Raw genomic sequence first — 21,768 nt, 5'->3', positions numbered from 1 at the left:
ATGACACCGCTTGAGCTACAAAACGCATTAAAAAAACGTATTGAACATTTAGTTAGTGGTATGCGTTTAAATTCTGCAGTAGGTGAACAAAAAGAAATTCAAGTTTTTGAACAACACCTTCCAGCAAAAACTAAATCAGTATCTAGAAATCCAGAAACTGATCTTTATCCTTGTATAATCGTTTATCTTGATGAGGGAGAGCGTGGAGGAATTGACGCTTCCCATTCTACAAAAGTCTTTTTTGTCGTTGGTGTTTATGACGATAAACTAGATAACCAGGGATACCGAGATACCCTTACAATAGCACAAAAAATAATTCAGGATTTAGAGCGTAATCCAAGGATTGATAACAAATTTGAATTACAATACCCAATCAACTGGAAGTACAGTGATGAAGAAAATGGACCTTATCATTTCGCTTGGGTTGAATCTAATTTTGAAATACCAAGTTCGTTACGCGAAGATGTGGAGGGAATGATATGAGTAGAAATAAAAAGATAAAAACAATTATTTATTGTGGACCGTCCTTAAAGAATCTTCCTCAATATAGCGTTTTCAGAGGCGAACCTCCGGAATATGTAAAATGGCATATGAAACAAAGTGGTATTGTAAAGGAACTCTTTGTTGAAACTGGGGAATTCGGACGTATTCGTAGGAATATAAAAACACAAGGAACTCGAGAAAATCATTTATATTTGAAGGCTCTTGAGTATGCGAGAGGAGCGAATAATTAATGACTTATAAGCACGGAATATCCATTTTAGAAAATCCCACATCAATAGAGCAACCAATTGAGGCGATGTCTGCTGTTCAAGTAGTGTTTGGTACTGCACCTATTAATTTGTCTGAGGATATAACTTCTGTTGTAAATGAACCTGTATTAATTCGTTCATTTGATGAGGCAAAACGAAAACTTGGCTATTCAGATGACTGGGAAAGTTTCACCTTATGTCAATCGATGGACGCAACATTCAAACAATTAAAAATATCTCCTATTGTTTTTGTAAATGTATTAGACCCAAGCATGCATAAGGAATCTGTCACTAACTTAACAGTTGATGTAATTAATAAAGAATCTAAAATTAACCAAGAAGGTGTAATATTAAATACACTTGTTGTTAAAAACGCTGATGGATCAACAACTTATGAAAAGGAAACTGACTACATTGCTAACTTTAACAGTGATGGTGAGGTTGTTATCTCGATTCTAACTGGAGGAAACATTACGGGTTCAGAAATACAAGTATCATTCGATAAGTTGAATCCTTCAGCAGTAACAAATTCAGATTTAATTGGCGGATATGACTCTGCAAGTAATACGTACACAGGCATTGAAACAATTAAGTTAATTTATCCTAAACTGAACATTGTGCCAACAGTTTTACTGGCACCAGGATTTTCTCATTACGAAGAAGTCGGCACTGTGTTAGTTGCTAAATCACAGAAAATTAACGGTTGTTTCAATGCAACAAATGTTCTGGATGTAACAGGGATTACAAAAGAAAATGCAATCGAAGATAAGGAAACAAAACTATATGATGATAAGACTTCAATAGTTTGCTGGCCAAAAGCTAAAATTTCGGGAAAAACGTACTGGTACAGTGCAATAGTAGCTGCAACTTTATCAAGAGCTGTAGCAGAAAATGAAGATGTACCATTTAAGTCCCCTTCTAATAAACGTATTCCTGTTAATGCAATGGTTAACGAAAATGGACAAGAAGTTTTCTTAGACCAAGTGGAAGCAAATGTATTAAACGCCAAAGGAATTTTTACTGCCATCAATATGAGAGGGTGGCGCACATGGGGGAATGGTACTGCTGCGTTTGATACAGATCAAGAAGGTATCATGGACCCTAAAGACCGATTCATCGCAGTACGTCGTATGTTTGATTGGTGGGGTAACTCATTTATTCAAAACTATTTTGATAAGGTAGATGATCCAACGAACTATCGTCTTATCGAAAGTGTTGTAGATAGTGAGAATATTAGAGCAAATGGTTTTCAGGCAAGAGGACAAATCGCAGGAGCTCACATTGAGTTTAGACGAATTGACAACCCAATTAATCAAATTCTTGATGGAAAGATTCAATTTATCCAAAAGGTAGGGTTCTATACTCCGGCAGAGGAAATTGTTAATGTGCTTGAATTTGATCCTACTATTCTTGAAGATAGCTTATTTGGAGGTGAATAATAATGAGTAATCCAATCCCAGAAAAAGTGATTAACTATAACGTATATGATGAGACAGATAAGCTAATGGGTGTAAATGCCTCAGTTACACTACCGAACTTCGAGGGTATGACTGAGACAATTTCAGGAGCAGGAATTGCAGGTGAATTCGAATCAGTTACACCTGGACATTTTGGAGCTCAAGAGTTGGAGATTCAATTCCGAACACTAAATGATCAATCATTTAAACTTTTCCGACAGCGTGGCCGTTCTATTGTATTAAGAGCAGCTCAATCTAGCTACGATGTGGCAGGTGGGGTGTCGCGTCCTCGAGCTCTTAAAATCACTTTTCGAGGTCAACCTAAAAACTTAAATTTAGGTACTGTTGCTGTAGGTGGTATGACTGAGACTACAAACGTTATGGAAATTCTTTATATTAAGGTTGAGGAAGAAGGTAAAACATTACTTGAGTTTGATAAATTGAATTTTGTTTACATTGTTGATGGTGAAGATATTTTAGGTGAAATTCGAAATATGATTTAATCTGAGGTGATTATGTTGGGAGAATATAAGGTTTTTTTTAAAAAGCCCTATCGTTTTGAAAATGAGGATTATAAGGAGATCGATTTATCAGGACTTGAAGATCTTACAACAAATGAACTTATTAGTGCTGATAAACAATTTAATGCATCTGGACAAATGGCATTAATGAACGAAATGACGACTGGATATTCATGTATTTTAGCTTCTAAGGTAACAGGTAAACCAATAGAATTTTTCGAAAAACTACCTGCTTCGGAAGGGTTGAAAGTGAAAAATGTGGTGATGAGTTTTTTAAACGCATAGGTCATCTAACATTTGATGGCCACAAGGTTTTTAAACCAACAGGCGGACGTTTACTTAGAAAAGTATGCGTTCGCCTTTCTTTATCAACTTACACAAATATTGAACACTATTTAAACTTAACTCTTTTAGAACTTTGTGAAGTTTCAGACGAGGTACAAAAGGCGGTGAAAAATAAATGAGTAGCAAGAAAAATTTTGAGATCGCCTTTCAACTTGGCGCCAAACTTAACCCATCTGTGAAAAAAGCATTTGGAGATGCTAGTAAACAATTAGGTAATATGAAAAAAAATATCGGTAATGTTATTAAAACCAGCGCAAAGATGGCAGCGGGTTTAGCAGTTGCTGGCGCAGCCGTAGTAGGTGCAGCTGGAGCAATGGCAAATAAATTTGCCGCTACTGGTGATAGAATTGATAAGTTAAGCCAAAAGATAGGATTAAGCCGCCAAGCTTTTCAAGAGTGGGAATTTATCCTTTCTCAGAGTGGAACCGATATTGAAAAAATGCAAACAGGACTTAAAACATTAAATCAACGAATGGAGGAAGCCACAAGAGGAACTGGAAAAGGTGCAGATGCTTTTAAAACACTCGAGCTTTCTGCATACGATAGTACAGGAGCTTTAAAAACTCAAGAGCAAATGTTTGAGGAGACTGTTGTTGCCTTACAAGAAATGGAAGACGGTTCAGAAAAGGCTCGATTAGCAACAGAATTGCTCGGTAAGGCCGGACAAGAGCTTATGCCATTACTTAACGGTGCAGCAGGTAGTGTTGATGAAATGAAACAGAAAGCCCATGAATTAGGGATTGTTGTTGGAGATGATGCTGTTGATGCTGCAATCTTGTGGACTGATACCATGGACCAGGCCAAAAGGGCAATGGGTGGTTTATTTAATACTATTGCTGCAGGTGTACTCCCTACAATGCAAAAATTTTTAGATATGGGCATGTCTAAATTACCTGCCCTTCAAAAAACAGTGAAAACTTCAATGAGTGTAGCAGGTAATGTACTTAGTTGGGTTGGAGAAAAAGGAATGCAGGCTTTTAATGGAATTCAATCGGCAATAAGAGACAACCAACCAACTATAGAACGAGTACGCCAATTAGGGTACGATCTAGGTGAAGTTCTTAAGAATGCTTTTAATAACGCTCAACCCTATATTTCATGGCTTAGTAATGAAGGAATTCCACTAGCTAGGGATATGATTGTTGAATTAATTAATAAAGGATTGGATTTTTACAATCTAGTTAAAGATAATTGGTCGACCATTAAACCAATTGTTATTGGAGCTGCAATTGCACTAGGTAGTTTGAAATTGGCAATGATAGCTATGTCAGTAACACAAACGGTCACCACACTTTTAAAAGGTTTTAAAGCGGCAACTGTAGCCGCCAGATTATCAATGTTGGGGTTAAATGCAGCGATGCTTATGAATCCGATGACTTGGGTAGTTGCTGGTGTTATCGCTCTCGTAGCTGGCATTTACTTACTAGTGAAAAATTTTGATTGGGTAAAAGAGAAGGCAGCACAATTATGGCAAAAGTTACTTGATAACCCAATGCTAGCTTTGGCAGCTGGACCTATTGGGATCTTAATTGCAGCAGGCATCTCACTTTACAAAAATTTTGATACTGTTAAAGAAAGATTTGGTCAAGCGTGGGAAGGGATGAAATCTGTAGCTAGAACTTCTGCAAACGGAATAATTAGTTTTATTAATGGAATTATTGGAGCCTTTGAAGGAATGATAAATGGGGCAGCTAATGCTGTAAATAAAATGCCTAGTGTAAAAATCCCTGATTGGGTACCGAAATATGGGGGCAATGAATATGGTATACCTAATATACCTACAGTTAGCATGGGTAGAATTCCGATGCTTGCTCAAGGTGGTATCACTACTGGACCTACGCTAGCGATGATTGGTGAGGGTGCAGAACAAGAAGCAGTTTTGCCGCTCTCAAAACTTAAATCACTTTTGAATATGCCAGGTAGTAATGATCAATCACTTCAAGTTGTATATAGTCCGCAAATTGTAATTCATGGTAATACAGACAAACAAACAATAGATCAGGCTTTAGATCAAGGTTACAACAAATTCAAACAATGGATGAAAAAGTTTGAATCCGAACGTAACCGTAAGAAACTTTAGGAGGTGGGGGATTTGATTTATACAACAAATTCTGGGGACACGTTTGATAAGATAGCTTTAGAAAAACTTAACGATGAAAAATTAGCAGGGATTATTATTGAGGCTAATATTGATTATGCTCACATAGTTATCTTTGAATCGGGTGTAAAACTTACAATCCCAGAGCCCTCAGAACAACAATCGACCCACCTTCCTCCTTGGAAACGGGGTGACAGTTAATGTTATCACGTCGCTCTAGTGTTTCAGTTGAATATGAAAGTATTGATATAACAAAAGAAGTTAGTAAGGATCTAAAAAATTTCGTCTACACAGATAATGCATCAGGAGAATCAGATGATATTAGTCTCACACTTAAAGACGAGAAAAAGAAATGGATAAATGATTGGTTCCCTGAAAAAGGAGATGTAATTACTCCTGTTATTCATACATTAAATTGGAGGAAAAATGGCGACACACAAAAATTACCTTGTGGTCGTTTTTTTGTGGATGAACCAGAATTTAGTGGGCGCCCCAGTGAAGTGACAATTCGCGCTATTTCTTCTCCATTGTTCACCGACTTTTCCCAAACTGATAAAAGTCGAACTTGGAATAGCATAACACTCAAACAAATCGCAAGCGATATAGCTAAAAGAGCAGGTTTAACATTACAATATATTGGTAATAACAACCCGAGGTTTTCGAGTGTAGAACAGACTGAAACAACGGATTCGTCCTTCCTTTCTGCATTGTGTGAAGAGGAAGGTCTTGCAATGAAAGTGACAGACAAAAAGCTTGTCATTTTTGATGAACAAGAATTCGAAAAGCGAAATGCTGTGGCCATGATCCAAGAGTGGAGTAAAAATACACTCCATTACTCTTTTAAGTCTTCATTAGCTGATACTTGCTATGCAGGTGTAAATGTTAAATTTCGAGACACTAAGACAAAAAAGACAATAGAATATCTATATAAAGCTCCGAATTATAAACCTAAAATCCATAAAATTTATCAACTTAATAAAAAGGTTGAATCACGTGCTGAGGCAATGAAGTTAGCCAAGCGTACATTACGAAATCTTAATAAAAAAGAGGTAACGGGAAACCTTTCGGTAATTGGTAACGTAGAGATTCTTGGTGCTACATGTGTTAACTTGAAAGGTTTCGGCAAATTTGATGGTAAGTATTTTGTTGAGAAATCAACACATTCAATAGGCTCAGGATATGTGACAGACATCGAGGTGCGAAAAGTACTGGAGGGATATTAATGGATGATAAAACTACCCTTGCTCTTGTTCGAAATATTATTAAAGTTGGACAAGTAAATAGCATTAACATGAACATGGGTACTGTAAGGGTGTTGTTTGAAGATCGAGATAATTCTATTAGTAATGACCTTCCAGTGCTTAATAGTTCCCCAATGCCTATAGTAGGTCAGCAAGTAGTTTGTGTATTTTTAGGTAATGCAATTAAAGATGGGTTTTGCCTTGGTGGATTTAGAGAGGGTGGTTCCTCATGATCGGTTTTTTTGGTGATATTGTTTTTGAAGCGAATGACAAACGCATTCTTACTTTTGCAGGGTTTCAACGAAATTCTTCTGGTAGGTGGGTATCGCATGAGTTAATAGGCAGAAGGCCGGTTACTGAACGCATTGGACCGGGTCTTGATACTATATCATTTACCATTACATTAAATGGTAACCACGGTGTTAAACCACGGCACGAAATGGAACGTTGGCTTATTAAAGAGCGCGATGGTTTGGCAGAAACATTAGTTATCGGAAATAAAGGCTTAGGTGTAAGCAAATGGGTGGTTAAGAGTGTATCGCAGATGTGGGACGTTGTATTGAATAAGGGTGAAGTATTTTCAGGCAAAGTAGACATAGAACTTGAAGAGTATGTAGAGGTGCTGTGATGATTGACTATAAAGCAGTTAATGTTGAAGTTATTAACTTTTCAGCAATAGGAATCGATGAGGTTTATCAAAATTTAAAAGTCCTTTATACAACTCCTGAAGGTACCGTTCCATTTGATCGTGAGTTTGGTATTAATACAGACTTTATCGATGAACCTATCCCGATAGCCCAAGGCCGTTTAATAGTAGAATATACAGATAAGACTAGGCGTTTTGAACCTCGTGCAACAGTAGACGAGGTTTTTTTTCATACAGATGTAAACACAGGCAAGTTAGTTCCGAGGGTGGTGATTAGAATTGACATTGAAGCTGAGTGATTTACCTGAAGTCAGTTTTACTGAAAAGGATATTAACCAAATTTTAAATGACATGATATCCGGATACGAACAAGCTTATTTTGAACAAACTGGACAACGAAAAATATTACGTCCTGGTGACCCTATTCGTATTTTCTTGTACTCTCAGGCTTTAAGGGAAATGCAATTAAGGATCATGATCGAGGATGCAGCTAAGCAAAATTTATTGAAGTACAGTCGTGGGGATAACCTTGAAGGTTTGGCGGCATTTTCAAGAACAGAACGGTTTCAATCCGCACCATCTAAAGTAAAAATGAAATTTAATTTAAGTATGCCTCGCTCTACTAATGAGATTATAAACGCAGGAACACGTTCAAGTCCTGGTGGCGAGATTTATTTCATTCCTACTGATGATGTTATTGTTCCAGCCGGTGCTACGGAAGTTGAATTTACAACCGAGTGTACCCAAGCCGGCACCATCGGTAATGGATTCTTACCAGGACAAATTAACATACTTGTTGATCCACTACCTTGGATAGAAAGTGTAGAGAATGTTGAGGAAAGCCAAGGGGGAGTGGATGTAGAAAGCGATGAGAGTTTTAGTAATAGAATCCACTTAGCTCCAGAGGGATTTAGTTCAGCAGGGCCAACAGGTGCATATGAGTATTTTGCACGACAGTTTAGCCCGCTTATTCAAGATATTTTAATCACATCACCAAACGCAGGTGTAGTTGATATTCGGGTATTATTAAATAATGGTGAACTCCCTTCGACAACGTTTCTTGAAGATTTAGATAAGCATTTAAGTGCAAAGGATAAAAGACCACTAACTGACAACGTTCAAGTCGGAGCACCAAATACTGTTACGTATGATTTAGATGTAATCTACTATATCCGCTCTTCCGATGCTGATAAGGAAGAAGAAATGAAAGCGAAAATCGAATCTGCAATTGATGATTATGTAACATGGCAGCGTTCAAAAATTGGTCGTGATGTAAACCCTTCTGAATTAATGGCACAAATCGTATTAGCTGGAGGTAAACGAGCAGAAATACCTTCCCCTCTTTTTACTGTAATTAATGACGATGAGATAGCTATCGTGGGTATAAAAACCATTACGTATGGAGGCCTCGAATAATGAGCAATAGGACCATTTATGAGTTACCTCTTATAGAATTGTTGCCAGAAAATTTACGATCAAACCCTGATATCATTGCTGCATCTAAGGCAGTTGATTCAGGGTTTTTAGCTATTGTTGATGATGTTGAAAAACTTATCATGTTACCTCGAGTAAATAGCATGTGTGAAGATATCCTAGATCACTTAGCATATTTCCTTCACGTTGATTTTTATGATCAATCATTAGATATCGACACAAAAAGAAAGCTAGTACAAGAATCAGTTTATCTCCACCAAATTAAAGGGACGCCTAAAGCAGTTGAAATACTCATTGAGACTCTTTTTGACGAAGGAGAAGTGACTGAGTGGTTTGAATATGGTGGCGATCCTTATACATTTAGAGTTGTCACCACTAATAAATCAGTCACAAATGAACGTGCTGAAGAATTCGTTCGGGCTTTAAATACAGTAAAGAATAGAAGGTCGCATCTCGACAGTGTCATCATCTTGCAAACAGAACAGATGGACATTTATTACGGTGGTTTTCTGCATGTAGGAAGTTATGAAACATATAAACAGGTAGGTGAATAACGATGAGTGCTTTTGGTGGTTTAACTTTGACTAATCGAGGAAAAACGCTACAGTCAAAAGCCCAAACGGGTGTGCAGCTAAATTACACACGAATAGCTTTAGGTGATGGAGAGTTGGGATCATCATCTATATTGGAATTAAATGCGTTAAAAAATGAAAAGAAATCACTACCTATTACAAAATTAAAAATAATGAGTGGTGGTAGGGCTGTTATAGGTACAGTACTATCCAATCAGGAAATGAATTCAGGATTTTATTGGCGTGAAATTGGGGTGTTTGCTCAAGACCCGGACGCTGGTGAAATCCTATATTGTTATGCTAATGCTGGAGCTCTTGCTGAATATATACCAGCGGGTGATGGTAGTGACATCATTGAAAAGAGTATTGATGTACAAACTTTGGTAGGCAATGCCGTTAATGTAACGGCAACAATTGATAGCTCTTTATTATATGTAACAGAGGCTGAATTGCAAGAAGTAGACAATAAAGTTACTACGCATTTGGCCGATGATATTCAGCATATTACATCAGAAGAACGCACAACTTGGAACGCTAAAGAAACAACAGACGGAACTAGAAAAAAAGTAGAACAAACAGACTATAAAGTTTACAAAAGTAGTAAAGATTCAGAGGGTATTTTTACAATGGTTGAGTACAGAAGAAACGATAACACACTAGCAATCAAATCTGTTCTAAGTGGTGGAACGTCTCCACAGTATACTACAAGAACAATCACCTATTACGGATTAAATGGTACTACGATTGAAAAAACAAGTACCCGTACTTTGACGTATGATGCTGATGGTGTTTTAGTAAGTGAGGTGTAGACATGATTGATATTCGAGAACATGGCGGTAGTTTTGGTGGAGGTGGAAAAAGAAAAAACATACCAACGGCTAAAACTAGCTTTTATTATGTGTCTCCTTTTATTTCTGTACCTTCAGGAGCAGCGGCGCATTTCATTAATTCATCACTACCGAACGGGCATTTTTTTAGTAGTGGCAACGCTTCAACGACCACTACCCATCAACTATCTTTTAGAAATGAAAGAGGGGTAGGGATCGGCAGTTATAATATTACATTCGTTAGTGCGCCACAACAATCTGCGCCCAAAGTAGCAACAACTGACGAACAAGGGAATTATTACATTATAGAAAATGCTAGAGTTCATAAAATAAATAAAAATTTAGCGAGTCACACCTCTTTAACTACAACCAATATAGGCTTCCCTGTTTTTGCATGGTTTAAAGATGAACTTATTTATATACTTTATAGTAATAACGCTATTAGGTGTATAAATTATGAGACTAGCACAATTATTTACACAGTTAATGGCCCCAGTTTTACTTATACTTCTTATGCAACTAGACAAGCGCATATGGATGGCAATTACATTTATATTAAAAGTGGTGATACTAACGGACCAATTGTGAGGATAAGATGGGACACAATTAGTTCAAGTGTATTTGAATTTGCGAGCGGTAGTTCTTTTTTTGCTCAAGGTTTAGCGGTAGGAGAAAATGAACTGTACTTAAATGACACCGGAAATAATCTTTTTAGAGTTTATTCTAAAAGTACACTAGGGCAAATAAGAACGACATCAATTAATGGTGGCGCGGATAACTTGATCTACGACAAAGTCAGTAAAAACCTTCTAATCTTATATAGTAATGCAATAAGATTTCACGATGTGTCTAATAATGATGTTTTTATTGCGTCTACTGGATTTAATGGTATTGGTTCTATATCATTGTCGGCAATAAACATTAAAGAACAGAATATTATCGGTTCGCCTAATATTTATTATTCAAAATTGGATTTAATTTAAAGGAGTGCATAGTAATGATTTATATTAGAATTAATGAATTTGGTCGTGCGAATGAACATCACATGCCTTTTCACCCCGAGTACGGTTTAAACAAAAGTAAAGAAGAGTTAGAAAAAGAAGGTTTTTTTGTAGAAAATATTCCAGAACCTATTGAACAAGTCGGAAAAGTGGCGATATTGAAAGGTGATTCAGAGAATAAAGAATTGTGGTATGAGTATGAGGAAAGATCTTTATCGGAACAAGAAGAAGTCAAATTATTAAAACAAGAAAACGAGTCGCTAAAACAATCACAAGCCGAGCAAGACATGATTATCATGGAATTATTATTTCGATAGGAACGATAGGAGGGTATATTATGAGCGTATATTACAACTTCTTTTTAAGACAATGGAACGAGTGCAGGGCAAATGAGGAAGATATCGATAAAGCAGTTGAACGCAGATATATTACTGTAGAGCAAGGCGAACAAATCAAGAATACGGAAAGAAATTGCGCTTAGTTAATGCACTTCAGGAAGATTATGTGCAGCAAACACCACTTTCAGAGTAGGTGTATTTTTTATGGACTATTTCCAATATCCCCCTCTGTGTTATAATTCTGAAAAGGATGATTAAAATGAAAAAAGGCTTTAGTATAATTTGTCTTGAATGCAATGAACAAATGATTTTAAAAGAAGATTACCTAAAGGATAAAGATGAATCTAAATTATCTACTACGGTATTTGGTTCTTACCCATACCAATCTATTTATTTCGTTTGCTCAAATTGTGGAAATGAAATTGAAGTGGAATCTTAGTTAATAATTATTATAGGTGGGGGAATATATGGATCGTTCAAAATTTGGAGCATTTATGATTCAATGTAATAAATGCTCAAGAGGTTGGTCAGTTTCAGAAGAGGATTTAATTAAAGAAAAAATCATTTGCCAAGATCCAGAATGTAAAAGTGAATTCACCATATATGAGGGTATAAAGAATGGGTTAAAAAAAGTGGAAGATCATATAACACCGAATTTCTTTCTAGCAAATAATGCATATAGTCTTATGGTTGATATTAAAATTGGCTATTCTGCTTATGTTCATTTACCTGAAGATATCAAAAAAATTTATAAAATAATGCTGTTCCCAATGGGCCCATTTGTTTCAGGTGCAACTGATATTACAAATAACGGCTTTAATTTATTTACTTCGTTAGCTAATGATAGTGACCCTTCAATTGTTGGTGATCAAGGTAAAGTAATGGCAATGATTCACTTTAAATCAGAAGATTATGAGGTACCCTGGCTACACTTACTTCAATACGCATTCGATCAACTTCGTTCCGGGGAGTATCTTACAAGTATTTTGCTATCCGAAATAGCATTAGAGGCATATGTCGATTCAACATTAACAATAGGTTATTCGGAAATCGGATTGGATAAAGATAGTATCTCCAGATTGCTAGTAGCAACAGAAATTCCTGTTAAAGTTAATCCTTTAATGAATAACTTATTTGAAGTAAAATTGGCTTCTTCAGCATCATGGAAAGATTGGGAAAGAAAAGCTCTAAAATGGAGAAATGGAATAGCGCATGGAACTAAAGTTACTGCTACAAAAGATGAGGCGTTGACGGTTTATAAAACTGTTGTAGATTCTATTTTTCATTTTATTGAAGGTGTAGATAACTATAGAAAAAAACAAGGTCATACAGAAGGTTTATTTTTTAGAAGTAAGTAATTGTTACAGACCTTTAAGCACCTAACAATTCAGGTGCTTTTTTAATTTGGAACATTATGTGCAGGTTAGATAGTAAATATTAAAAAACCAAAAGAGCCTTTGAAACGTAATACGTTCCTGGCTCTGATTAGTTTTTATTCGTATCTCCACGACTTATTAATAGGCATCATCGATGTGTCATCTTTATAAAAGATGGTCCAATAATCAGATATGTCGAGGTAATTAGCAACTTGCTCATATTGTCTAGGGCCGTAGTTCATAGCCGAAGTACCTGTTTTATGTTCAAAAATGTGATAAAAATGTTCAGAATTATCTACACGTTTTATATATGACTTGACTAAATGGATACTAGGATAACCATCATGAAAGCCTTTGATTTGAACACTTGTCTCACCAAGGTATATATCATTTTCCGGGTCAATATCTTTCGGGAACAATGTTTTTATCTCATCCATGAGCAACACTCCTTAGTATTTGATACATGGAATATATGATCAAAGAAGAAATCTTATGTTAATTTAAGAATTTATGAAAAGAAAAAACGCGAACAACATAAAAAATATCTTGTACAATAGAGTCCTTTTGGGGCTCTTTTTATTTTGGAAGGGGAGAGGTCATGAAATATCAAACAGATACACTATATACCTACATTACTGGTGGCGCATTTGCTGGCGCTGCCTTTTTATTAGGGGGAATAGATAATCTAATAATAGCACTTGGTATTATTATGGCGGTAGACTTTGCCACCGGGGTAGGTGCTGGTTGGGGGAAAGAAAAAACAAGTTCCAAAAGGGCATTCAAAGGTTTAATGAAGAAGGGTGCAATGATATCACTAGTTATTGTAGCAAATCAATTAGATGTGATTTCTGGTAGTGAGAGTGGTTTTTTAAGAAATGCAATGATTTTCTTTCTAATTGGAACAGAAGGTATTTCGATTTTAGAAAACATGAACAAGTTAGGAGTAAAATTCCCAGCTTTCCTTTCTCAACGTTTTGAACAAATGGTGAATCACAATGAAAAAAATAACAGGAAGGATGATAAGGAATGATTAAAGTTTTTATCGATCCTGGTCACGGCGGCCGCGATCCGGGAGCAGTAGCTAATGGATTAAAAGAAAAAGATTTAGTATTAACAATTTCTAAACATATAAAGGAAATGCTTAGTGAGTATGAAGGTGTGGAAATCCGCCTAAGTCGTGAAGATGATCGTTTTATTGAGCTCACTGAAAGGGCGAGAATGGCAAATGTTTGGGGAGCAGATTTCTTTTGTTCGATTCATTTAAATGGTGGAGGAGGAGATGGATTTGAATCATTTATATCTCAAAATGCTTCAACTAAATCAATAGCGTATCAAAATGTTATTCACGCAGCGATTCTAAAAGAAATAGGAGTTAATGACAGAGGAAAAAAACGGGCAAATCATATTGTTACTACAGCAACAAAGATGCCAGCAACTCTAACTGAAACTCTGTTTATAGATCATGCACCCTCAGCAAAAAAATTAAAAGAACCTGAGTTTTTAAAGAAAGCAGCACAAGGTCATGTAAATGGATTAGTACAAGTATTTGGGTTAAAGAGAAAGGAGGGTGTTCAAGTGAGTAAAGATCAAACAGTTAGTAATTGGGCTAAATCATCTTGGGAATGGGCAACTAAAGAAGGCATCACAGACGGTACACGTCCTAAGGATCTACTAACTAGAGAAGAATTTATTACAATGCTTCACCGATACGGTCAAAAGAAGTAAAATGAAAAGCCCTCACTAGTGTGGGGGCTTAACTTTTAAGTTTTTGTAGTAATTCATTTAATCTTTTCTTTGCACCCCAATATTCCGCATCAATATGAGTAATTATATTAAAAATAAGATTGTTACTTAACTCTCTTCGCATTATAGAAAATAATGTTGGTTTTTCACGTTTAAGGATAGACATAATTTCTGAAGTAGGTAGTGGAACAGATCTCGTCTTAATACGTAGAAAAAAGAGAATAAATTTTTTGAATTGGGGTAAAGACTCCCTTCTATCGGGGAGTTCACGCATTAATGATTCAAATTGAATTAATGCACACTTAAGTTCGGGTTCTTGTAATTTCATTGCTTAGCATTACTCCTTTAAAATTTAATAGCGCCATATGAAAACCAAATTTTCTAGGTTAGGTAAGTTTCTAAAGGAGTTTATTTTCATTTGGCAGCTGGCTAACATGGGCTAACAGCCTTTAGTTCCTATAGCTTTGCGTCCTTATTTTTCAATAAGTTTGCCTTTTGCAAATCTTGTAGAATTATAACGAAAAACTTCCGTTTAGTAAAGATAAGAAAATGTGGACCATGTTATGGAGAGCAGCCGGAAGCCCTAAAGCACAAGAAAAAGCCCTCACTTTCGTAGGGGCCCCATATTATGTTTAATTTTTTATATCATAGCCACCAAACAGTTTAGGTTTAGCAACATCTTTACCGTAAGAATCTTTAAAGTAAACTTGAATTGATCCTTCTGCTTGACCTGTATTTAAGACCATTTTCTCAACAAGGCCACCTATTTGTTCTGCAAATCTTTCTTTTTCGTAATCCTGAGAATAATACCACGCATCACTTACTATAACATCAACAATCTTCCAATCACCTAAGGCTGGCTTAATATCAACAATGACACCTTCAGATAAGGTTTTCATTTCTTCGATTGCTTCATTGAATAATTCTTTTGATTTTGCAGCAAGTGTTTCTTCATCGGGATAAGCCAAAGTTACTGATTCAAAGTTGCCATTTTTACCATTCAGATGATTTTCAACAGCTAGAGTACCCTCCATTTTTTCTCCTGTTTCACCGTATATTTCTTTGATATGATCAGGTTGTGGATTATCTTCGAAGTTGAATGGAAAGCTGGCCATTGCCGAAATATACCCATAATTCCAGCTAGATATATCAAATGTTACCTCAGCAATACCATTTTTGACTTCTACAAAATCACTTTCAACATCAAATTCTGTATTCAGCACGGATAGTTCAAAAATAGATCCGTCTGGAGCATTAGTATTTACAGTTAAAGTAATTTGTCCATCGGTATTTTTTACCGATAATTCACCTTCCAATTCCAGTGGTTGCACTTCTTCCTCAGGCTCTTGGACTTCTTCTTCAACTTCCTCAACAGGTTCCTCTATTTCTGGCTCATCGATCTCAGCAATTGTTTCCTCAGTAGTTTCAGGAACTACAATTACAGAAATAATAAAAAACACGAGCGTCGAAGCACCTAGTACTTTAAAAACTTTCTTACGCCCTTCCATTTTAAGAATATTTGGCTTAATTAGACCCACTATAAGACCTATTAAAGAAATGAAAAATAAAAAGAAAAACAAACCAAACACAAAATCTCCCCCTTTTTACCATTTTTTTATATCAATTGAATTATACAAGTTTTGGTAATAAAGGAGTATAGATTCGACAAAACAAGACATGAGTAAGAATTGAATATTTATTGACTTAATTGATAAAATATTATCCTATTGGTGAACTTTAATGTTTCCCTTTATACTCATGAAGTCCTGAAACAATATGACTCTTCCAGATCGACCTCATGTATTCAATCAGATCTTCGTCTAGCTTATGCTCCATCAAAGCATCTTCCGTAAAATTAATAATCCTTCCTTCTTTAAAATCCATAACTGAGAATTTCCTTTGTGCAGCAGACCATCTAAAATCCAGTAATTTATATCTCATATCCACACCTCATTTTAGAAACGTTTGTTCTTATTATAAGTGATAAAATAATTTATTACCATTTATAAAATTCTAAAGGAAATCAGATAAATGTGTAGAATATTATCGAAAATGAAAGGAGGAGTTTGCTATTGGACTGGAAAGATGATAAAGAATTAATGGTTCTAGGTTATGCATTACTGTACGATATCGAAATCAATATCGTACATCACATTGTTGATTGTTTCCAAGATTATTATGGTGGTAGCTGGAGGAGGTATATAGATCAAGAAGGTAATTTTGATAAAGCCACCTACGTTGGATTGATAAGATACTTCGTAAAGTACCCCAGAGTTTTCCCTCATATCGATACCCACACAAATAAAAAACTCTACAAATTAAAAGATATCCGTAATGCAATATGCCACATGAAGCCTATCACTGATAAAGAGTTCCAATTTTTAGTTGAGTGTTATGAATTGATTAAAGAGATTATTTCATTTGAAAACGCATGTTTAATTAGGTATTAAGGGGATATTAAAAAGCCCTCACTATTGTGGGGGCTATTTAAACAACTTTCTCAGGGCTTTACCAGTAGCTTTACCTGCTACTCGCCTACCGATCCTCTTTCCTACCTTTCCTTTCTTAACTGCATTGACGTCTCCTAAAATTTTAGCCAACTTGTAGAGAAAACTTCTGAACTTATTAATGCTCATTTTTATCCTCCTTTTACTACTGAATTAAATGCCCCCATAAATCTTCCACAGTTGTGCCTAATACTTTAGCGATTCTTAGAGCAACTGGCAAAGTAGGAGTGGCACCTTTCAAAATATTAGATAGTGTTCCAGGTGCTATTTTAGCTTCTTTAGCTAACCACCCTTTATTTTTATCTAAATCAATTAGTAAATGTTCAATTTTTTTCATTTTCATCACCAAAGTTTCCATTCTACAAGCATAGTTTGAATTCCTTTAAAATATTTTCACGTGGACAGGCAACTGTACAGGCATTAGCCCATAAAGTGAATTAAGTAATTAACCACTTACACAGGGAGGTAAAGGTAATGGAAAAGGTTATCTTAAAAAGAAAGCAAGTGTGTTTTAACGTAGCGGATGATGACCAAAAACAAATTTTTGATTATGTCGCTCAAAAAACTAATTTTAGCAATTATATTAAGAGGCTGATTGAACGTGATATGTTGCAACGACAAAAATAGAAACCGCCTAGGGATCCTAAGCGGCTGCCGAAAAAAGTTACTAACACGTTGTGTTAATAACTTATGCAGGAGTGTTGTAAAAATTGCAAGTACCCATTTATTTAATTTTGTTAATAACGTTAATAACCAATGAGGTGATCATATTGAGTAAAAACAAAATTATAAAATCGGTCGGTTTTATTGTTACTAATCCAGATGACGAGAAAATCTTGAAAGCAATTAAGAGGCGAAAGAATTTCAGTGGATATGTAAAAAAGTTAATCCTAGATGATATAGAGAGAAAAAATTATCAAGAAACTAATATAGAGGAATCAGATGTTGCAGTAAATGAAAAACCAGTTGAAAAGAAATTATCAGTAGCGGAACGTCTGGAACAACACAAAAAGCGACCTAGTAAAAATACTAAGCCGCATGTATTTATTCCTAACCAACCAAAACGTTAACAAGGGAGCCAATTGCATAGCCAGCTGCAATAGCAATTGCAATATGCATATCTCTAACCTCCTAATTAGGTTTAATTGTATTATGTTCGTTTGTTTAATCAAATATTCAAGGAGTGATTGTAATGCGTAAAACGGAAACGATAAATTTTAAGAACTTTATGAACGGAGATTGGAAGAAGCCAAAGGTGAATACGGAAATTAAAATATTAACCGCTTCAAGTGCTGGCGCCGTTATATTAGTGCCGAATGCAGTTTTTGCTGCAAGTGTAGATGGTACGTTTGGAAATGTACACAGTGCCATCATGAATATGTTTGATTCAGGTGTAGTACTTGTCATAATCTTTGCTGGTGCTGCTTGGGGTTTAGGACATCGGACGAAAGCAATTGAGATACTGATCGGAGTTTGTATTGGTTATATTTTGGCCCGTCATGCTGTTGATATTCGTGATTTCTTAAAGTCTATATAGGGGAGGAGGTACCATGAAATTTATACTGACCGGGAAGTTTGAAGAGGTTGCAGAGATCCGCGGTGGAAGAGCTCACACTGGTATTGATCTAGCCATGCCAGAAGGAACAGAACTAAGAAGTGTTGGAAATGCCATCGTTGAAAAAGTATTTGATTATGGATCGCAAAATGCAGGTAAAGGTGTTGTTTTAAAACTTCAAGATGGATCAAGGGCTGTGTATGGGCACATGTCAGAAATCACAGTAGAAAAAGGCCAGAAATTAAATTTCATGGACACAATTGGCTATTCGGGTAACACTGGGAATAGTTCAGGGGCCCATCTCCATTTTAGTTTGCAATCACCGGACGGAAAATATATTGATCCTACTCCATATGCAGACGGAATTAATGCAATTACTGGCAATATTGAAGCAGAAAAAAGCAATTTCTTTTTAGAAAAATTTAATGCATTTTCTGATTGGGTTGTTGGTAAAGAAGTTGAATTTGTTTTTAAACCACTTGGAGACTTTTTGAAACAGGTATCAATTGATACTTGGAATTGGATAATTGTAAATTTACCAGACATTATGGGATATACGACAATGGCAGCTGGTGCTTTCGTTATTTTGTTTTCGATGATCGGTAAAGGTGGAATGATGAAACCGCTTGGTATTTATGCAGGGTTATTAATTTTAGCTTTGGCAATATTAACGGGGGTGAAGGCTTGAAAGAGGTTAATTTTACCTTAGTTAATGAAAATAGTAATGTGCCAGTTGTACGTAAAAATAATTTGCCAGGCCCTTCCAGACCACGTAGACCAATAAAGGTTGTAACTGATTGGAAATACCCTTGGTATAATCGTGCCCTAAAATCAATTAAATGGGGAGATTTTTTCAAAGTAGAGAAAAACAAAATGGTCACTTACCGCATTATCCCACATAGCGGAGTAACCAATAACAATAAACGATTATGGAGAGCTATTTATAAGATGTATGAAATGTATGAAAGTCCTGGATCGAGGCTAGAACGTAATGGATTTAAGTTTACATTTAGAGAAAAGGATTACTTTTGGTTTGATGTAGTGTTTAAGCAAATTAAAGAGGAAAAGAAAATTGAATTTTATGTTTCTACATCTGAATATCAAGCTCTCAAATTAAAAAGAAAATTAGCAAACAAAATGAACGTGACAATAAAAGAATCCTCTATCAACAACTTAAAGATCCCCGAAACAAATACAGTAGTTCAAGAACTAAAATATTTAAAGCACGATATTTTTTCGATGAACACAAACTCTAATGAAAGTAAGACTCCTATAGCATCGATTCTAAATACAGTTGATGAGCTTCAATATGATGGTGATGTTGCTAGACTTAGCATATGCAATGAGGCTGAAAATCGTCAAAAATGGGTAAAGAATGCTCAATGGGCTATGGAAAAGATGAGTAAAGGTAAAGTACCTCAACGTGCTAATATGAGCGGAAAAAAGGTGAGTAAATACGTTAAAACAGGTGTAGCTGGGGTTATTAATGAAATAAACTCACTTTTAGTTGATACATTCCAAGCTTTCTCAAATGTGTTATTCAAATCAGATAAGGATTTTAAGAAAGATAAGATTATAGAAAAGGCATACAGTCTAGAAGACGAGATCGATGCCGCACGAATGAAAAATAGAGATAAGATCAATCAACCTGTTTTTAAAAGTCGTATTCGAGTTGCAGCACATAGTAAGGATAAATTAACTAGGGAAACATTAGGAGAAACATTAGCTTTATCTATGGGGGAAATCGCAGAGGATAACGAGTTACATGGTATTAAAATTACAGTTAACGGAAAAAGAATAAGAGCGATTAAAGAGATAAACGAATTAAGACTCTCTAAACAAACAAAATATGATACAGATGTAAACCTAATTGGAACAGATGAAATGAATAAGCTAGCGCTCCAAATGCCAACTAGTGAGTTGCAAAGACGTTATGATGATGCTTTAAGCGTGAAAAAGAAAGTTGAGGTTGATATACCTAAAATCATGACATTAAAGAGCGGCATCCCACTTGGAGTTGCTGAGTTTAAAGATGCCAAAATACAAATATTTATGCCCGTCACAAATCCTGATACATTTTATAGAGGTTATGTGTTCATCGGAGGTCAAGGAGCCGGAAAAGATACTGCCATTAAAAATTGGGTAGTTGATGGGTGTTTAAATCATGGGATTAGCGCTGTTATTCCAGAGGCAATTGTGGAAGAAGGAGAACGAGGGATGGCCGATGGGATACGTGATGCATTACCACCAGATAAAGTGATCGATATTGATTTAGGTGATGAGGATTGGATTGTTCCGATGGATCTAACAGAGGTTATAGCTAAATTAGGAAGGAAAGGTGCTTCTCGTTTTGGTGATGAGATGATTGATTTCATTAACTTAGAAGGTTTATCACGTTCACAAAAATATTTAAGAGAAGCAGCTAAAGCTTCTGGTGGATCACTATATAACATTAAACGGATTATTGAAGATGAGAATTTTAGGGAGGAAATCAAACATCGTTTAATCGATGAAGGAAATTTTAGATTAGCTCAAGATCTTGAGAGTTGGGGAACAAATGAAGAGCTAGGAAGCAAAGCGGATGCTATTTTAAACCGGTTAGATATGTTTTTTGGTAATGATACTCTTTTTGATATCTTTGCTCAGCCATCTAAAAAAGAAGTTGATTTTGAAAAGTGGATGAAAGAAGGAAAGGTTATCATTATACGGATCCCAAATCGCAAACTCGGTGAGTTAGCAACGAAAACACTGGTACACTGGGTAACCCTCAAAACATTTATGACCAGAATGCTTATGAGCAAGGAAGATCAAAAAAATGGTTGTTTTATGGTATTTAATGAGCCTGAGCAATATGTAACTGAGGGATTAACTAAACTTATGGGGCGTATTGGAACAGAGGGAAGAAAAGAACGCTTCGGATCATTATATGCATTTCATCACTGGAACAAGTTACCGCAAAGTTTACAAGAAAATCTACAAGGTGGAGGAGTGCAGCAGTTCTTATTTGCAAATGACCACACTAAAACTTTCGAGTTATCCAAACATAGACTTGAGCCTACAATTACAGTAGAAGACGCTTCTCGCTTGCCTGTGCATCACGCCATTGTTTCTGTGAGAGCAGGGAAGGGCATACAGAATGCTTTTATTTGTAAAATGAAACCTCCAGTAGAGAAGAAGTACGATAATTCATTTTTAACGAAACGTCATGCAAGAATGTTTGGTCGTAGTTGGCATGAGTTACAAGAAGCATTATAATAAACGTTGGTATATAAGGGTTTTTAATTACGTACTTATCAACGGTTCGGGCATCCTATGTGTTGATAAGTACGCGAAAAGAAAAGACTATCTGAATTGA

33 protein-coding genes and 1 riboswitch are annotated in these 21,768 nt (G+C 35.8%); of the genes, 27 read left to right on the top strand and 6 right to left on the bottom strand.

What is annotated here, in order from left to right:
- From ACJ2A9_RS21315 to ACJ2A9_RS21225, 19 genes are all read left to right on the top strand, one after another.
- Window positions 1-483 carry a hypothetical protein gene (locus tag ACJ2A9_RS21315; RefSeq protein WP_441423720.1) on the top strand — a complete coding sequence of 161 codons (483 nt, stop codon included), beginning with the start codon at window positions 1-3 and terminating at the stop codon, window positions 481-483.
- A complete protein-coding gene (locus ACJ2A9_RS21310; RefSeq protein ID WP_441423719.1) occupies window positions 480-734 on the top strand; it encodes a hypothetical protein in 255 nt (84 codons plus the stop codon). The genes ACJ2A9_RS21315 and ACJ2A9_RS21310 overlap by 4 nt, the downstream gene beginning before the upstream one ends.
- Complete coding sequence (locus ACJ2A9_RS21305) at window positions 734-2,191, top strand: phage tail sheath family protein (protein ID WP_441423718.1); 1,458 nt, start codon at window positions 734-736, stop codon at window positions 2,189-2,191. Before ACJ2A9_RS21310 ends, ACJ2A9_RS21305 begins: the two co-directional genes overlap by 1 nt.
- A 2-nt stretch (window positions 2,192-2,193) precedes the next feature.
- Window positions 2,194-2,712: a phage major tail tube protein gene (locus ACJ2A9_RS21300; RefSeq protein ID WP_441423717.1), complete on the top strand. Its 519-nt coding sequence runs from the start codon at window positions 2,194-2,196 to the stop codon at window positions 2,710-2,712.
- 15 nt (window positions 2,713-2,727) lie between these two features.
- A complete protein-coding gene (locus ACJ2A9_RS21295) occupies window positions 2,728-3,015 on the top strand; it encodes a hypothetical protein (protein ID WP_441423716.1) in 288 nt (95 codons plus the stop codon).
- A gap of 175 nt (window positions 3,016-3,190) precedes the next feature.
- A complete protein-coding gene (locus tag ACJ2A9_RS21290) occupies window positions 3,191-5,155 on the top strand; it encodes a hypothetical protein (protein WP_441423715.1) in 1,965 nt (654 codons plus the stop codon).
- A 12-nt stretch (window positions 5,156-5,167) separates the two neighbouring features.
- Entirely contained in the window at window positions 5,168-5,374 is a 207-nt protein-coding gene (locus ACJ2A9_RS21285) for a phage tail protein (RefSeq protein ID WP_441423714.1), read from the top strand.
- Entirely contained in the window at window positions 5,374-6,396 is a 1,023-nt protein-coding gene (locus ACJ2A9_RS21280) for a phage late control D family protein (protein ID WP_441423713.1), read from the top strand. The genes ACJ2A9_RS21285 and ACJ2A9_RS21280 overlap by 1 nt, the downstream gene beginning before the upstream one ends.
- Window positions 6,396-6,647: a hypothetical protein gene (locus ACJ2A9_RS21275; protein ID WP_441423712.1), complete on the top strand. Its 252-nt coding sequence runs from the start codon at window positions 6,396-6,398 to the stop codon at window positions 6,645-6,647. The genes ACJ2A9_RS21280 and ACJ2A9_RS21275 overlap by 1 nt, the downstream gene beginning before the upstream one ends.
- Complete coding sequence (locus tag ACJ2A9_RS21270) at window positions 6,644-7,042, top strand: phage tail protein (protein WP_441423711.1); 399 nt, start codon at window positions 6,644-6,646, stop codon at window positions 7,040-7,042. The genes ACJ2A9_RS21275 and ACJ2A9_RS21270 overlap by 4 nt, the downstream gene beginning before the upstream one ends.
- Complete coding sequence (locus ACJ2A9_RS21265; RefSeq protein ID WP_441423710.1) at window positions 7,042-7,359, top strand: hypothetical protein; 318 nt, start codon at window positions 7,042-7,044, stop codon at window positions 7,357-7,359. Before ACJ2A9_RS21270 ends, ACJ2A9_RS21265 begins: the two co-directional genes overlap by 1 nt.
- Window positions 7,340-8,476 (top strand): baseplate assembly protein, encoded by a 1,137-nt coding sequence (locus ACJ2A9_RS21260; RefSeq protein WP_441423709.1) that lies wholly within the window; start codon window positions 7,340-7,342, stop codon window positions 8,474-8,476. The genes ACJ2A9_RS21265 and ACJ2A9_RS21260 overlap by 20 nt, the downstream gene beginning before the upstream one ends.
- Complete coding sequence (locus ACJ2A9_RS21255; protein ID WP_441423708.1) at window positions 8,476-9,048, top strand: phage tail protein I; 573 nt, start codon at window positions 8,476-8,478, stop codon at window positions 9,046-9,048. Before ACJ2A9_RS21260 ends, ACJ2A9_RS21255 begins: the two co-directional genes overlap by 1 nt.
- 2 nt (window positions 9,049-9,050) lie before the next feature.
- On the top strand, window positions 9,051-9,875 hold the full coding sequence (locus tag ACJ2A9_RS21250) for a phage tail-collar fiber domain-containing protein (protein WP_441423707.1): 825 nt from the start codon (window positions 9,051-9,053) through the stop codon (window positions 9,873-9,875).
- A 2-nt stretch (window positions 9,876-9,877) separates the two neighbouring features.
- Window positions 9,878-10,876: a hypothetical protein gene (locus ACJ2A9_RS21245; protein WP_441423706.1), complete on the top strand. Its 999-nt coding sequence runs from the start codon at window positions 9,878-9,880 to the stop codon at window positions 10,874-10,876.
- Between the two features lie 14 nt (window positions 10,877-10,890).
- On the top strand, window positions 10,891-11,211 hold the full coding sequence (locus tag ACJ2A9_RS21240; protein WP_441423705.1) for a hypothetical protein: 321 nt from the start codon (window positions 10,891-10,893) through the stop codon (window positions 11,209-11,211).
- A gap of 20 nt (window positions 11,212-11,231) precedes the next feature.
- Window positions 11,232-11,375, top strand: a complete 144-nt coding sequence (locus tag ACJ2A9_RS21235) for a hypothetical protein (RefSeq protein ID WP_441423704.1) — start codon at window positions 11,232-11,234, stop codon at window positions 11,373-11,375.
- A gap of 116 nt (window positions 11,376-11,491) precedes the next feature.
- Entirely contained in the window at window positions 11,492-11,671 is a 180-nt protein-coding gene (locus ACJ2A9_RS21230; RefSeq protein WP_441423703.1) for a hypothetical protein, read from the top strand.
- A gap of 28 nt (window positions 11,672-11,699) precedes the next feature.
- On the top strand, window positions 11,700-12,590 hold the full coding sequence (locus ACJ2A9_RS21225; RefSeq protein ID WP_441423702.1) for a hypothetical protein: 891 nt from the start codon (window positions 11,700-11,702) through the stop codon (window positions 12,588-12,590).
- A gap of 134 nt (window positions 12,591-12,724) precedes the next feature.
- On the opposite strand, the gene ACJ2A9_RS21220 is transcribed toward ACJ2A9_RS21225, so the two are convergent.
- On the bottom strand, window positions 12,725-13,045 hold the full coding sequence (locus tag ACJ2A9_RS21220) for a hypothetical protein (RefSeq protein WP_441423701.1): 321 nt from the start codon (window positions 13,043-13,045) through the stop codon (window positions 12,725-12,727).
- A gap of 161 nt (window positions 13,046-13,206) precedes the next feature.
- Here ACJ2A9_RS21220 and ACJ2A9_RS21215 point away from each other — a divergent pair, with 161 nt between their 5' ends.
- Both ACJ2A9_RS21215 and ACJ2A9_RS21210 read left to right on the top strand, forming a co-directional pair.
- Window positions 13,207-13,638, top strand: a complete 432-nt coding sequence (locus ACJ2A9_RS21215) for a phage holin family protein (protein WP_441423700.1) — start codon at window positions 13,207-13,209, stop codon at window positions 13,636-13,638.
- A complete protein-coding gene (locus tag ACJ2A9_RS21210; protein WP_441423699.1) occupies window positions 13,635-14,333 on the top strand; it encodes an N-acetylmuramoyl-L-alanine amidase in 699 nt (232 codons plus the stop codon). Before ACJ2A9_RS21215 ends, ACJ2A9_RS21210 begins: the two co-directional genes overlap by 4 nt.
- A 28-nt stretch (window positions 14,334-14,361) precedes the next feature.
- Here the strand turns inward: ACJ2A9_RS21210 and ACJ2A9_RS21205 are convergent, their stop codons facing one another.
- The 3 genes from ACJ2A9_RS21205 to ACJ2A9_RS21195 all read right to left on the bottom strand — a co-directional run bounded on the left by ACJ2A9_RS21205 (window position 14,362) and on the right by ACJ2A9_RS21195 (window position 16,292).
- Window positions 14,362-14,679, bottom strand: coding sequence for a hypothetical protein (locus ACJ2A9_RS21205; protein WP_441423698.1), 318 nt, complete (start codon window positions 14,677-14,679; stop codon window positions 14,362-14,364).
- An 89-nt stretch (window positions 14,680-14,768) separates the two neighbouring features.
- A riboswitch (cyclic di-GMP riboswitch) is annotated at window positions 14,769-14,854 on the bottom strand.
- Between the two features lie 129 nt (window positions 14,855-14,983).
- On the bottom strand, window positions 14,984-15,940 hold the full coding sequence (locus ACJ2A9_RS21200) for a hypothetical protein (protein WP_441423697.1): 957 nt from the start codon (window positions 15,938-15,940) through the stop codon (window positions 14,984-14,986).
- A gap of 148 nt (window positions 15,941-16,088) precedes the next feature.
- Window positions 16,089-16,292, bottom strand: a complete 204-nt coding sequence (locus ACJ2A9_RS21195) for a hypothetical protein (protein ID WP_441423696.1) — start codon at window positions 16,290-16,292, stop codon at window positions 16,089-16,091.
- Window positions 16,293-16,423: 131 nt separating this feature from the next.
- Between ACJ2A9_RS21195 and ACJ2A9_RS21190 the strand changes: the two genes are divergently transcribed.
- Window positions 16,424-16,801, top strand: coding sequence for a hypothetical protein (locus tag ACJ2A9_RS21190; protein WP_441423695.1), 378 nt, complete (start codon window positions 16,424-16,426; stop codon window positions 16,799-16,801).
- A gap of 33 nt (window positions 16,802-16,834) precedes the next feature.
- On the opposite strand, the gene ACJ2A9_RS21185 is transcribed toward ACJ2A9_RS21190, so the two are convergent.
- Window positions 16,835-16,987: a hypothetical protein gene (locus ACJ2A9_RS21185; protein WP_441423694.1), complete on the bottom strand. Its 153-nt coding sequence runs from the start codon at window positions 16,985-16,987 to the stop codon at window positions 16,835-16,837.
- 16 nt (window positions 16,988-17,003) lie between these two features.
- The gene (locus tag ACJ2A9_RS21180) at window positions 17,004-17,195 is read right to left on the bottom strand and encodes a helix-turn-helix transcriptional regulator (RefSeq protein WP_441423693.1); all 192 of its coding nucleotides are present in this window, start codon (window positions 17,193-17,195) and stop codon (window positions 17,004-17,006) included.
- 137 nt (window positions 17,196-17,332) lie between these two features.
- On the opposite strand from ACJ2A9_RS21180, the gene ACJ2A9_RS21175 reads away from it, so the two are divergent.
- From ACJ2A9_RS21175 to ACJ2A9_RS21155, 5 genes are all read left to right on the top strand, one after another.
- Entirely contained in the window at window positions 17,333-17,485 is a 153-nt protein-coding gene (locus ACJ2A9_RS21175) for a hypothetical protein (RefSeq protein WP_441423692.1), read from the top strand.
- Window positions 17,486-17,628: 143 nt separating this feature from the next.
- A complete protein-coding gene (locus tag ACJ2A9_RS21170) occupies window positions 17,629-17,928 on the top strand; it encodes a hypothetical protein (RefSeq protein WP_441423691.1) in 300 nt (99 codons plus the stop codon).
- A gap of 122 nt (window positions 17,929-18,050) precedes the next feature.
- A complete protein-coding gene (locus tag ACJ2A9_RS21165; protein ID WP_441423690.1) occupies window positions 18,051-18,395 on the top strand; it encodes a glycosyltransferase in 345 nt (114 codons plus the stop codon).
- Between the two features lie 13 nt (window positions 18,396-18,408).
- Window positions 18,409-19,101: a M23 family metallopeptidase gene (locus ACJ2A9_RS21160; RefSeq protein ID WP_441423689.1), complete on the top strand. Its 693-nt coding sequence runs from the start codon at window positions 18,409-18,411 to the stop codon at window positions 19,099-19,101.
- Window positions 19,098-21,668 carry an ATP-binding protein gene (locus ACJ2A9_RS21155; protein WP_441423688.1) on the top strand — a complete coding sequence of 857 codons (2,571 nt, stop codon included), beginning with the start codon at window positions 19,098-19,100 and terminating at the stop codon, window positions 21,666-21,668. Before ACJ2A9_RS21160 ends, ACJ2A9_RS21155 begins: the two co-directional genes overlap by 4 nt.
- The last annotated feature ends 100 nt before the right edge of the window (window positions 21,669-21,768 follow it).

The organism is Anaerobacillus sp. MEB173, assembly GCF_052119505.1.
Classification (GTDB): domain Bacteria; phylum Bacillota; class Bacilli; order Bacillales; family JBJMAU01; genus JBJMAU01.
The sequence above is the reverse complement of the archived record's forward strand: the minus strand, read 5'-3'. Positions and strand labels throughout refer to the sequence as shown.